This window comes from Larsenimonas rhizosphaerae, assembly GCF_023700005.1.
Lineage (GTDB): Bacteria > Pseudomonadota > Gammaproteobacteria > Pseudomonadales > Halomonadaceae > Larsenimonas > Larsenimonas rhizosphaerae.
Window position 1 is genome coordinate 183295 of sequence record NZ_JAMLJK010000001.1, and the last position, 12903, is coordinate 196197.

Consider the following 12903-nt stretch of genomic DNA (forward strand, 5'->3'; position numbering starts at 1 on the left):
TGCATCGGTAGCTGTCTCGGAGGGGCTGACGTAGCGAACGTTCTTTTGCATCACGCGTGCCCGCCTTTCGATCCTGTGCCAGACAACAAGAATCGGTGTCTCTTTCGAGCAGACATGACCGGAGATGATGACATGAGCATTAAAACCCGAGTAGTAGGCAAGCGTCGTATAGCCGCGGCGGCATTGATGGGTACCCTCGCGCTGGGCATGACCCTGCCGGCACAGGCCTTCGATGGCCCGAAACGTTCCGAGTGCATCGCGCCTGCCGCCCCCGGCGGCGGGTTCGATCTGACCTGCAAGCTCGCACAGAGCGCGCTGGTGCAGGAAAAGATTCTCTCTACCCCGATGCGTGTTACCTACATGCCCGGCGGTGTCGGCGCGGTCGCCTACAACACGGTCGTGGCACAGCGCCCGGATGACCCCAACGCCATCGTGGCCTGGTCAAGCGGTTCGCTTCTGAACCTGGCGCAGGGCAAGTTCGGCCGCTATGACGAAAATGCCGTGCGCTGGCTGGCCGGTGTAGGCACCAGCTATGGCGCTGTCGCGGTGCGTGCCGATTCACCCTACAAGACCCTCGAGGATCTGGTTAAGGCGCTGAAGAAGGATCCCGGCAAGGTCGTGATCGGCGCCGGTGGGTCGGTTGGTGGTCAGGACTGGATGCAGACGGCGATGCTTGCCAAGGCCGCCGGCATTGAGCCGAAGGACATGCGTTACGTGGCGATGGAAGGCGGTGGCGAGCTGGCAACAGCACTGCTGGGCGGCCACATTCAGGTGGCGAGTACCGATATTTCCGACTCCGTGCCGCACGTTGAAAGCGGCGACATGCGCATTCTCGCAGTGTTCTCCGACGAGCGTCTGCCGGGCAAGGTCACCGCCGATATTCCGACCGCGATCGAACAGGGCTATGACGTTGAATGGCCGGTTATCCGTGGGTTCTACGTCGGACCGGAAGTCAGCGACGAGGCCTACAACTGGTGGAAGAACGCCTTCGACAAGCTGCTTGCGTCCGAAGACTTCGCCAAATTGCGTGAAAGTCGCGAGCTCTATCCCTTCGACATGACCGGTGACGAACTCAACGCCTACGTGAAAAAGCGTGTGGCGCATTACCGGGAACTGGCCGACGAGTATGGCCTGGTTCGCTAAGGCCCGCTGACCTGCCCCTGGGGCCCTCGCAATGAGGGCCTTGTTCACTTCTCGTCTCTCGTTGACTGGAGCCTCCACCCATGTTGTATCAACGTTTATTTCTGGTGGCCCTGCTGGTCGTGTATGCGGTGCTCGCTGTAGCCACGATGGGCTACCAGGCCGCCTTTTCCTACGAACCGGTCGGCCCGCGTGCCTTTCCGCTGTTGCTGCTGGTGCTGCTGGCGGCGGGCACGGTCTATCTGCTCTTTCGCCCCGGCCACCTGGCCGAGGAAAACGATGAGACCCCGCTGACCCCGCAGGTGCTGGTAAAGCTGGTGTTGTGCGTGCTGGCGCTGTCCCTGTTCGCCTTTTTCTTCGAGCGTCTCGGCTTCATTGTCTCGTCGTTTTTGTTTGCCATTGCCATGTGTCGTCTTTACAACGGCGGCTGGATCACCAGCGTGATTACCGGTCTCGTGATGTCACTGGCCTTTTATGTTCTGTTTGATCGTGTGCTGGATGTCCCGCTGCCGCTGGGCGTGCTGTCCGGACTGGGGAGCTGAATCATGGATACATTAGGCTATTTGGGCCAGGGGTTCGGTGTAGCGACGACCCCCTTGAACCTGATCACGGCGCTCAGCGGTACGCTGATCGGTACCGTGGTGGGGCTGTTGCCCGGGCTTGGGCCAATCAACGGCGTGGCGCTGTTGATTCCGATCGCCTTTGCGCTGGGCCTGCCGCCGGAAACCTCGCTGATCCTGCTGGCGGCGGTCTATCTGGGCTGTGAGTACGGTGGTCGTATTTCATCGATTCTTTTGAACATTCCAGGCGAAGCCTCTGCGGTCATGACCGCGCTGGACGGCCACCCGCTGGCGCGTCAGGGCAAGGGCGGCATCGCGCTGTCGATTTCGGCGGCCGGCTCCTTTTTTGGCGGTCTGATTGCGACCATTGGCGTAACCATTTTCGCCCCGCTGCTGGCTACCTGGGCGGTAGCCTTCGGCCCGGCGGAATACTTCGTGATGATGGTATTTGCCATTGCCTGCCTGGCGGGCATGGCCGGGAACAAGCCGGTCAAGACTGGCGTGGCTGCGCTGATCGGCCTGCTGCTGTCGTGCATCGGCATCGATTCCAACAGCGGTGTCTATCGCTTCACGTTCGGAGGTCTGGGCCTGTCCGATGGTATCCAGTTCGTGGTGCTGGTGCTTGGGCTGTTCAGTATCAGTGAGATTCTGGTGCTGCTGGAGCGCACCTATTACGGGCAAACCGCACTCAAGACCAGCGGCCGTATGATGTTCAACATGAAGGAGTTCATGTTTATCAAATGGGCCACGCTTCGCAGTGGTGTGGTGGGCTTTTTCATGGGTATTCTGCCCGGGGCCGGGGCGACCATGGCCAGTGCCGTGGCCTACATGAGTGAAAAACGCATTGCCACTCGGGACAACCGCTTCGGCGATGGCGATCTGCGCGGTCTGGCTGCGCCGGAAACGGCCAACAGTGCTGCCGCCTGTGGCTCGATGGTGCCGATGCTGACCCTCGGGGTACCGGGGTCCGGCACCACGGCGGTCATGCTTGGGGCGCTGACGCTTTATAACATCACGCCGGGCCCGATGCTGTTCCAGAACCAGCCCGATATCGTGTGGGGGCTGATCGCATCGCTGTTCATTGCCAACATCATGCTGGTCGTGATGAATATTCCGCTGATCCGGGTCTTTACAAAGATTCTGGCCGTACCCTACTGGGCGCTGGTGCCGGGCATCGCCATCGTGACTGCGATCGGGGTTTACGGGGTTCACGCCACTACCTTTGATCTGTTTTTGATGATCGTTATCGGAGTGGTGGGCTACATCCTGCGCAAGTTCGACTTCCCGCTGTCAGCCATTCTGCTCGGGTTCATTCTCGGGGGCATCATGGAGCAGAACCTGCGCCGTGCGCTGTCGATCTCCAACGGTGACCTGTCCATCCTGTGGTCCAGCCCTATTACCTGGGGCGGCTGGGCGCTGGTGGCGCTGATGGTCGTGCTGCCGATATACCGGGGCTGGCGCCAGCGTCGCGCGAGGGTGCCGCTCGCGCCTTGAGCCTGCATGTCATGCTCGGCAAACGAACCCGCCCTGTGCGGGTTCGTTTGCTGGTGCGGGGCCGATCTGCTGCTTGCCTTGTTCAGCCGGAACTACTCTGACCGGCGCTCGGAGTCGTCGGCGTGCTCGTTCTGCCTGGAATCGTTCCGTTTAGAGCCGTTCTGCCTGTCATCTTCCTTTTCCGGGTCATCCGGGTCATCCGGGTCTTCGTAGTCGCCGTTATTGCTCTGGTTATCGTCGTTGCTGTCGTCGTTATCATCGTCGCGCTGCTCCTGAAGCCGCTTCTGGCGGAGCTGCTGGCGATAGCCGTAGGTGGCGCTGCGCACCGTTTCATCGCTCTCAAGCCCCGACCCCAGCGCACCGCCGACGGTGGCCAGCGAGGTGGCAAGCCACCCGAGCGCCCCGAACTCGAGCAACCCAATCTCGTGGCCGAGGGTTTTCCCCATGACCACCGATGGGACAAACAGGTACGCCGTGATGAAAAACAGCAGCATCAAAAACAGATAATAGAAAAGCACCCCAATGGCGAGCGTACTGAAGGTCGCGATGTTGTAGAGCTTGGCATTGGAAAACGCATCGCGGGGCCGTATCGGCTCCCACAGCCCATGGTCGATGATGATCCAGAGCACCATGGCGATCATCGACAGCAGCATCAGCGTGAGAAAGCGCCAGGGCTCGTAGCTGTCGGCCAGGCGCCACATCGAGGGAAAGATCATCCCGTAGGCGCCGGTCGCAAAGGCCGCCGCACCGACGCGGCGAAAGGCAGGGAAGATCGTCCAGGGGCGGTTGGCACGCACCATGCCGCCGATCAGCTTGATGTAGCCGGTGAGGCGGAAGCGGGCGATAAACCGTACATCCAGGTGGGTGTCTTTTTCGGACATATCCCGCCGGGCAAACGGCGCAACCCACTCCGACAGGCGGCGCTTGACCAGCCGTTGAGCAGCGCCTCGCTGCCAGCGCCGTGTCTTGCCATGGTAATTGCAAAACGCATCGCGGCCTTCTTTCGTGCTGCCGAAATGCAGCTCGCTGACCAGCTGAGTGATCGCTTCCTCCACGCGCTTTTCCATCGGCGAGGCACCCAGCGCCGGCTGCGACAGAATCCCGATGCCACGCGAGTGGCTGGCACTGGCGGCCAGCGGCTTGCCGTCCTGAAACAGCGGCAGGTCAGTAATGCACACCACGTAGGTCCAGTCGTGTTCCTGCTTGAAGTGCTCGGCTTCATTCATGATGTCGTCGGCGTCTTCATCGGTGCCGACCATCGGGTTGGTGATGATCTCGATGTGCCAGCCCTTGTCGCTTGCGACCTGGCTCGACAGTCGCCTTGCCAGGCGGTCTCGCACCTTTTCGACGATGCGCGCAGGCAGTTCCGGGGCAGGTAGAAGGCCCAGGGTCCAGCCGGTCGGTTCGGCGTGGGAAGATGAGGAATCAGAAGTCATTGGATGTTGGGTCTGTGTAGTGATTATTGTCAGAGTAACGGCCAGGCATGGCCCGCTGGTGGCATCGGGGCAGTGGATCAACGGAAAACACCGTACGAGGGCAGTATTTCGAGATGAGCAGTGCCTGGACCAGGCGGGCTGATGCGGGGATGGACATATTGTAGGCAGCTACTGCGCGCAGCGACATAACCTGAGTGAATACAGGCCTGTTTAACGTGCTCCCCGACGCGCTGGTGAGACCGTTCGACGCACCCTATAGCGTCACGCTATACCGCCGTTTCCCTGACCTCACTCTCGAGCAGCGCTATACTCAGGCCCGATTCATTTTTCATGACCGCCAGGAGGTCTCATGCCGGCCCAGTTTCCGCAGGCCCGTCTTCGTCGTTTGCGCAAGAGCGACGCCCTTCGCACCATCGTGCGGGAAACCTCACTGCGTGCAGAGCATCTGGTCTACCCGATCTTCGTCGAGGAAGAGACCGATGACTACACGCCCATCGAAGGCATGCCGGGGCAGTACCGCGTGCCCGAGAGCAAACTCGGCGAGGAAGCCCGCCGCCTGAGCGCGCTGGGGCTTAAAAGCATCATGCCGTTCGGTATTTCCCACAACAAGGACGAGACCGGCAGCGACGCGCTCAAGGAAGATGGCATGGTGGCGCGCATGGTACGCACCATCAAGGAAGCCGCGCCGGAGCTGGTGGTGATTCCCGATATCTGCTTCTGCGAGTACACCAGCCATGGCCACTGCGGCATCCTGAAAGGCAACACCGTCGACAACGACCGCACCATCAAAAACCTCGGTATTCAGGCGGTACAGGCCGCGAAGGCCGGGGCCGATATCATCGCGCCGTCCTCGGCGCAGGACGGTCAGGTTGCCGCGATTCGAAGCGCCCTGGATGAAGCGGGCTTCAACGACATTCCCATCATGGCCTACTCCACCAAGCTGGCCTCTGCGCTCTACGGCCCGTTCCGTGAAGCCGCCGGCACCGAGCTTAAAGGCGATCGCAAGACCTACCAGATGGACCCGATGAACCGTCGCGAGGCGCTCAGGGAATCCATGGCTGATGAAGCCGAAGGCGCAGACTTTCTGATGGTCAAACCGGCGCTGGCCTATCTCGACATCATGGCCGACATTCGCCGTAACAGCCTGCTGCCGCTGGTGGCCTATCAGGTCAGTGGCGAGTACGCGATGATCAAGTTCGCGGCCCAGCAGGGCGTGATCGACGAATACGCCGTTGTGCGCGAAACGCTGGGCTCCATGCGTCGCGCCGGGGCTGACCTCATCATGACCTACTTCGCGCCGCAGCTTCTGGAAGAAGGGCTGTAAACGTTCACGCGTAAAGCCAGCCCGCACAAAAACGCCGCGCATCTGCGCGGCGTTTTTTATGCCCGATTCAGGTGACGTAACAAGTCATCAGCCCTTGGGAGCAGGCCGAGTGCGAAGGTGAGCCAGCGCCGGCAGGCGAAAGAGCACCACCAGTGCCACGGCGCTGACCAGCGGAAAGCCGGCCAGCACCCACCAGGGCAGCCCGGCGCCGGGGGCGGGCGTCAGCGCCCCATCGAGCAGATCACCCGCCACGGCGTTGCCAAGCAGTACCGCGACACCACCGGCAGAAGCCAGCGCTCCGTAGTACACCCCCAGCGGCTTGTTACCGGCAAAGCCCGGAATCAGATCCATCGCGACCGGCCGCACGATCATCTGGGCAATGGCGATGGCACTCACCATTACCGCCGCGGGCCACAGCTTGAGCCAGCCCTCTGCCGGGGCGTGCGGCGCGGCCCAGGCCACCGCGGCAAAGCCCGCGGCGTAGATCAGAAACCCCAGCGGCAGGCTGATGCCTGGCCCGACATGACGCGCCAGCCGGTTGATCGGCAGTTGAAGGGCGATGACCAGTACCGATACCAGCATGAACATGATCGCCAGCGCCCCTTCGTCTGCCCCCACGCGCTCAAGCTCCACCGGCATCGCCAGATAGAGCTGGTTGTAGCTCAGAAGCGCCGTGCTGTAGATCACGATGAACGCCAGAAACTGCGGGTTATGAAACACGTGCCACCACGAGGCCTGCGGTTCATCGGTCTGGGTAGTGGTCGCCCCTGCCGGAAGCGCTCGGCCCAGCACGAAGAACATCAGCACGAAGACGCCCGCCCCCGCCAGCGACACCAGTTGGAAACTGACATCCAGAAGCAGTGCCCCGAGCACCGGCCCCATGACCGCCCCGCATTCGCCCCAGATCGCCAGCCGCGCAAACAGGGCCGAGCGCGACTGCCCACCACGGGCCTCGCTTTCACTGCCGGCCAGCGCCAGAAGCGCCGACACAGCCGGCGAAAACAGCGCACTGCCAGCGCCGGTCAGGCACGCACCCAGCAAAATCATGGGCAGGGCGTCGGAAAAGCCCAGCATCAAAAAGCCTGCGGTACGAATCAAACAGCCCAGCAGGATAATGCGCCGTGGCCCGAGTGCATCAGAGAGCGCCCCACCGAACACGAACAGCCCCTGCTGGGAGAAGGTACGAATGCCCAGCACCATACCTACCATCGCCCCGGCCATGGCCAGGTTATCGCGCAGATGCACCGCCAGAAAAGGCAGCACCATATAGAAACCAGCGTTGAAGATCAGCTGGCTCGCCAGCAAAAGCCGCGGGTTGACCGTGGGTGAGCGCGATGGCGTGCCGGAAGGGGCAGAGGTGGATGTCACATCAAGCTCCAGAACAGGACAGGGAATCAGGGCGACGGCCGCAAGCGCAGCCTGCGGCGCACTATAGCAAAAAGCCCAGGGGCCGTGCCCTTTCCGTCACCCGGCGGACGCCTATTGCTCATGCATTACGTCCTTTCGAGCTCTGGCCGAATGGTTTGTTTATTCGATTATTCTAAAATCAAGTGTGCGCACGCCGATGGAATTTGGATGATTACGTCTGGGGCTTCGCCATGCCGACTGGATCGACGCTCGCAGCCTCGATGGCCGCCGCGTGCGCTTTCCCGCGCGGGCGCTGCATCGAATCGTCGGACCGAACGGGGTACAGGGGGTGTATCGATTGGTGTTTGATCAAAAGGGTAAATTCAAAAGCTTATCAAACTTAAGTTATTAATAATATTTTTAATTATTTGAAGGGTTTTATATGGATTTTTCTGTTTTAATAGCAGGGTTAGGTTTTGGTGCAACAGTTGTTGGATCGTATGTAAGTTATAGATTGGGGCGACGGTCAGAGTATTCTGTGGATGAGTGGATGAAGGAATTAAGAGACTGGTCTAAAGACTCTATATCCGAAATGTCTGACTTGATATATTATTCACATGAAAATGAACTTGGGCATGATAAAATTGTACAAATAAAATCATCACTATCTTGTTTAGTTGAATGTGGGAGGCTCTATTTTCCGAATCATTATACGGAAAGCTATGGAGCATATAAGTTAAAGGCTTATCATGGGTATAGGCATTCCGCTTTGGATTGCCTAGTGGCATCCATTGAAGTTATAGATGATAAAAGCATTGAAATTTCTGAGAAAATATATCATTACGATAAGTTGAGGAAGATATTTGTTTCCATAATGATAGATATACTCGGCCCTCAAAACCATAATAAAATTATATCTGAGATAATTAAAAAAAGTTTAAGCGATCTAGTGATGAAACCTTGGGCGGACTTTTTTCTGATGGTAAAAACGTTCCGCTTGGTTCCAAGGGGTTAATCGCAAAGATTAAACGTGAGTACGCTGATAGATAAAATTTCTCTAAAATGTCAGCGGTTAACTCACCAAGACATCCCCCCCTCAAATCCGGATAATGGCGGGCAATTCGCTCCGAGCGACACCCGTCACCAACCCGGTTCTGCATCATGGAAATCAAGGTCAACTACCTCGACAACCTCCGACAGGAGGCGAAGTTCGACGACTTCACCGTCATCACCGACCAGCCGATTCGTTACAAGGGCGATGGCTCCGCCCCCGGCCCGTTCGATTACTTTCTGGCCTCGTCCGCCCTGTGTGCGGCGTATTTCGTGCGCGTGTACTGCAACGCCCGGGATATCCCGACCGAGAATATCCGGCTTTCCCAGAACAACATCGTTGATCCGGAAAACCGCTACAACCAGATCTTCCGCATTCAGGTCGAGTTGCCGGATGATCTCTCCGAGAAGGACCGCACCGGCATTCTGCGCTCCATCGAGCGTTGCTCGGTCAAGCGGGTGATTCAAAATAACCCCGAGTTCCAGATCGAGGTGGTCGAGAACATCGACGAAGACGCCCAGGCGCTGCTGATGGGCGGTTCTGTTGATAGTGAAGGAGAGAGCGCCAGCACCTGGATCGAGGGCAAGGATCTGCCGCTGGAGCAGACCATCGCCAACATGACCGGCATCCTCGAGCGTCTCGGCATGAAGATCGAGATCGCTTCCTGGCGCAACATCGTGCCGAACGTGTGGTCGCTGCACATCCGCGATGCGGCGTCCCCCATGTGCTTCACCAATGGCAAGGGCTCCACCAGGGAAGCGGCGCTGTGCTCGGCGCTGGGGGAATTCATCGAGCGGCTCTCCTGCAACTTCTTCTATAACGACCAGTTCTTCGGCCCCGAGATCGCGGGTAGTGATTTCGTCCACTACCCGAACGAGCGCTGGTTTCAGCCAGGGCCGGACGATGCGCTGCCCGCCGAGGTGCTGGATGCGCACTGCCTCGAGATCTTTAACCCGGACGGTGAACTCAGAGCCTCGCACCTGATCGACACCAACTCAGGCCGCCGGGACCGCGGCATCGTCGCGCTGCCGTTCACGCGTCATTCCGACGGGGAGACGGTCTGGTTTCCGTCGAATCTGATCGAGAACCTGTACCTGAGCAACGGCATGAGCGCGGGCAATACCCTGGCCGAAGCCCAGGTACAGTGCCTGTCAGAAATCTTCGAGCGGGCGGTGAAACGCCAGATCATCGAGCAGGAAATCGCCCTGCCGGACGTGCCGGAAGACGTCATCGCGCGCTATCCCGGGATCAAGGCAGGCATTGACGCACTGGAAGCTCAGGGCTTCCCGGTACTGGTGAAGGATGCCTCCCTCGGCGGGCGCTATCCGGTCGCCTGCGTGACGCTGATGAACCCGCGCACCGGCGGTGTGTTTGCCTCCTTCGGCGCGCACCCGAGCCTACAGGTCGCGATCGAGCGCAGCCTGACGGAGCTTCTGCAGGGCCGCAGCTTTGAAGGCATGGATGACCTGCCCGCGCCGACCTTCAACTCCCAGGCAGTGGCGGAGCCGAACAACTTCGTCGAGCACTTCATCGACTCCTCCGGTGTGGTCTCCTGGCGCTTCTTCAGCGCCCGCGCCGATGTCGCGTTCTGCGACTGGGATTTCTCCGGTGCGACCCGTGACGAGGCCGAGCGGCTGTTCGGAATCCTTGCGGAAGACGGCCATGAAGCGTACGTCACGCATCATGAGGACCTCGGCGCGCCGGTATGCCGCATTCTGGTGCCGGGCTATTCCGAGGTGTACCCGGTGGACGATCTGGTGTGGGACAACACCAACATGGCGCTGACCTACCGCGAAGACATTCTGAACCTGCACACACTCGAGGAAGACCAGCTCGCGGACCTGCTCCAGCGGCTGGAGGAAAGCGAACTCGACGAGCAGATGAAGATCGTCACGCTGATCGGCATCGAGTTCGACGACAACAGCGTCTGGTCCGAACTGACGATTGCCGAGCTGAAGCTCCTCATCAGCCTCGATCTCGGCCAGTACGAGGATGCGCTCGACCGCACGCAGATGTTCCTGCAGTTCAACGACAACACCCGCGACCGCGGGCTGTTCTATCAGGCGCTCACCGCCGTGCTCGAGATCCTGCTGGATGATGAACTCGAGTTCGAGGACTACCACCGAAACCTCGAGCGCATGTTCGGCGAAGAGAAGATCAACGCCGCCGTCGGCTCCATCAACGGCGACGTGCGCTTCCATGGCCTTACCGAGACCAGCATGAATCTTGAAGGCATCGACCGGCACCAGCGGCTGATTACCAGCTACAAGAAGCTGCATGCCTGGCGGGCGGCGAGGGCCTGAGGCGGCAGGGGCGTATCAATGGGATGAGTCATTGACGCCGTATGTCCCGGCGTGAGGTTTTCGAGAACAGGTGAGCCCCGGGCCACCTCGTGGCCGGCCGGAAATACATCTGGCCGGCCATGCCCCTGCAGGCTTCCACGCCTGCGGTTGTGCTTGCGCTCAGGTAGCAGCGTCTATCAGAACTGCGCAATTGGCCTGCTTATTGCTTATTGCTTGATGTGTTGATAGCTAAATAACGGCTAACGAGGCTTCGAGCATGCAACATTCCGACTATCCCCTCAGTGAGGTACCAGCCAGCGCGCGGAAGGGGCTGTTGTCCACGTCTGTAGTGCTGTTGGGTTTCACCTTTTTTACCGCGACCATGTGGGCCGGTGGTTCGCTGGGCCAGGCGTTTCCGATCGACCAGCTTCTGTGGGTCGTGTTGCTGGGAAACCTGCTGCTGGGCATCTACGCCGCGGCGCTTGGCTATATCGCCTGTAAAAGCGGGCTGAACGCGGTGCTCATGGGCCGTTTCTGCTTCGGTGAAAAGGGCAGCAAGCTCTCGGATTTCATTCTGGGGTTTACCCAGATTGGCTGGTACGCCTGGGGGACCGCGACCATCGCCGTAGTGCTGGTACGCACCACGGGGATGCAGGCGTGGATGGAAATCCCCCTGATGGTGCTTTTCGGGTTCGGCTTCTGCATCACCGCGATGATTGGTTACCGGGGCATGGATTGGCTTTCGCGCCTGGCAGTGCCGGTGATGATGCTCTTCATTGTGCTGAGCCTGGCCATGGAGCTGGTTGATGTGGGGGGCCTTGAGGGCCTTGTCCGGCAAACGCCGAGCGAGAGCATGAATGTGGCCGCCGCCGTTACGGTAATCATCGGTACCTTCATCAGTGGCGGTACCCAGGCTACCAATTGGAGCCGTTTTGCCAAACGCCCGCGCATTGCGGTAATTGCCACACTGTTGGCCTTTCTGGTGGGCAACGGCCTGATGGTATTGACCGGCGCGCTGGGGGCCATGATCTATCAGCAGGCGGACATCGTTGATGTGTTGATCGCCCAGGGGTTTGTCTCCATTGCGGTCCTGATGCTTTTCCTGAACATCTGGACTACCCAGGACAACACCATCTACAACTTTGCCGTGGCCGGATGCAATTTGATCCGTACCGACCGGCGTCGCACCGTTACCGTGGCGGGGGCTGCCATCGGCACCGTGCTGGCGGTGGGGGGCATGTACAACTATCTGATTCCGTTTCTGGTCCTGCTCGGCACCTTCATTCCGCCGATGGGCGGGGTGATCATGGCGGATTTCTGGCTCAAGCATAAGGGCCGTTACCCGGCCCTGGCCGATGCCTCACTTCCCGACTTCGACCGCCGAGGCCTTGGTGCCTACGCCATGGGCGCCGCCGCCGCCTTTTTTTCACCGTTGCTGCCGCCGCTGGTCGGCGTGCTGGTGGCTGCTCTGAGCTACGCGCTGCTGCTGCGCATTCGCCCGCACGCGTCTGCCGATCGTCTTTCCACTCCCCCCAGGCACTCTGTGGGACATTGAATGCACATCATCGATGCCTGCTACCGAAACCTCGTGCACATGTTCGGCGAGGAAAAAATCAACGCTGACGTCGGCGCCATCAACGGCGACGTACGCTTCCATGGCCTTACCGAAACCAATATGGACCTCGACGGCATCGACCGGCACCAACGGCTGATTACCAGCTATCAGAAGCTGCATGCCTGGCGGGCAGCGAAGGCTGTAAGCTGATTAGCGCAGTATCTAAGTTATGCACAACGCCCACTTTCGAGTGGGCGTTTTTGTGTTGGGTAACATAAGAGAGACGAGCCGTATCCGACTGGAGAGATCCGTTGGCCTGTCTTTGTCAGCATAGGTAAACACAGCACATAAGAATTATTCAAAATACTCTTAAACTATTTAAGCGATTGCCGATAATAGGGAGTTGGACGTTAGGATTTGGTACCACGTGGCTGCGCCATGCGGTATGTGCTGATCAACGGCCCTTCTGGCAATTTAAAGGTTGTAGGAAATACTAAAGACTCTATTGTATTGGAAGCACTGTCTCACGCTGATAACGACTCGAACAACTTTCCAGGCACTAAAAGAAAAGTAATAGTCAAGGTGGATGATAAGGGCAATTGGCTTCGCGAATAGCCAGTTACTTGAAGTTTGCTGTTTGAATTCGAGTTCTGCATTATTTTATATTTATGCCGTAGAGACTCAGCGTTATACCATTAATAATGGTTGAATATG

General features: G+C 59.1%; 11 protein-coding genes. 9 read left to right on the forward strand and 2 right to left on the reverse strand.

Going from position 1 to position 12903, the window contains the following annotated elements; genetic code table 11:
• The first annotated feature begins 132 nt into the window (after positions 1-132).
• From NAT21_RS00845 to NAT21_RS00855, 3 genes are all read left to right on the forward strand, one after another.
• Complete coding sequence (locus NAT21_RS00845; protein WP_250934925.1) at positions 133-1143, forward strand: Bug family tripartite tricarboxylate transporter substrate binding protein; 1011 nt, start codon at positions 133-135, stop codon at positions 1141-1143.
• An 80-nt stretch (positions 1144-1223) separates the two neighbouring features.
• Positions 1224-1682, forward strand: coding sequence for a tripartite tricarboxylate transporter TctB family protein (locus NAT21_RS00850; RefSeq protein ID WP_250934927.1), 459 nt, complete (start codon positions 1224-1226; stop codon positions 1680-1682).
• A gap of 3 nt (positions 1683-1685) precedes the next feature.
• Positions 1686-3194 carry a tripartite tricarboxylate transporter permease gene (locus tag NAT21_RS00855; protein WP_250934928.1) on the forward strand — a complete coding sequence of 503 codons (1509 nt, stop codon included), beginning with the start codon at positions 1686-1688 and terminating at the stop codon, positions 3192-3194.
• A gap of 92 nt (positions 3195-3286) precedes the next feature.
• Here NAT21_RS00855 and NAT21_RS00860 read toward each other — a convergent pair whose 3' ends face one another.
• Positions 3287-4630, reverse strand: a complete 1344-nt coding sequence (locus tag NAT21_RS00860; RefSeq protein ID WP_250934944.1) for a hypothetical protein — start codon at positions 4628-4630, stop codon at positions 3287-3289.
• A 349-nt stretch (positions 4631-4979) separates the two neighbouring features.
• Between NAT21_RS00860 and hemB the strand changes: the two genes are divergently transcribed.
• The gene (hemB, locus tag NAT21_RS00865; protein WP_250934946.1) at positions 4980-5954 is read left to right on the forward strand and encodes a porphobilinogen synthase; all 975 of its coding nucleotides are present in this window, start codon (positions 4980-4982) and stop codon (positions 5952-5954) included.
• 87 nt (positions 5955-6041) lie between these two features.
• Here the strand turns inward: hemB and NAT21_RS00870 are convergent, their stop codons facing one another.
• Positions 6042-7322, reverse strand: a complete 1281-nt coding sequence (locus NAT21_RS00870) for an MFS transporter (RefSeq protein WP_250934948.1) — start codon at positions 7320-7322, stop codon at positions 6042-6044.
• A 241-nt stretch (positions 7323-7563) separates the two neighbouring features.
• On the opposite strand from NAT21_RS00870, the gene NAT21_RS00875 reads away from it, so the two are divergent.
• The 5 genes from NAT21_RS00875 (at position 7564) to NAT21_RS00895 (ending at position 12399) form a co-directional block, all read left to right on the forward strand.
• A complete protein-coding gene (locus NAT21_RS00875) occupies positions 7564-7713 on the forward strand; it encodes a DUF2835 family protein (protein ID WP_350355172.1) in 150 nt (49 codons plus the stop codon).
• Between the two features lie 30 nt (positions 7714-7743).
• Positions 7744-8316 (forward strand): hypothetical protein, encoded by a 573-nt coding sequence (locus tag NAT21_RS00880; RefSeq protein WP_250934952.1) that lies wholly within the window; start codon positions 7744-7746, stop codon positions 8314-8316.
• Between the two features lie 146 nt (positions 8317-8462).
• Positions 8463-10655 carry an OsmC domain/YcaO domain-containing protein gene (locus NAT21_RS00885; RefSeq protein ID WP_250934954.1) on the forward strand — a complete coding sequence of 731 codons (2193 nt, stop codon included), beginning with the start codon at positions 8463-8465 and terminating at the stop codon, positions 10653-10655.
• Between the two features lie 256 nt (positions 10656-10911).
• Positions 10912-12189: a cytosine permease gene (codB, locus tag NAT21_RS00890; protein ID WP_250934955.1), complete on the forward strand. Its 1278-nt coding sequence runs from the start codon at positions 10912-10914 to the stop codon at positions 12187-12189.
• Positions 12190-12399: a hypothetical protein gene (locus NAT21_RS00895; protein WP_250934956.1), complete on the forward strand. Its 210-nt coding sequence runs from the start codon at positions 12190-12192 to the stop codon at positions 12397-12399.
• Positions 12400-12903: the final 504 nt, after the last annotated feature.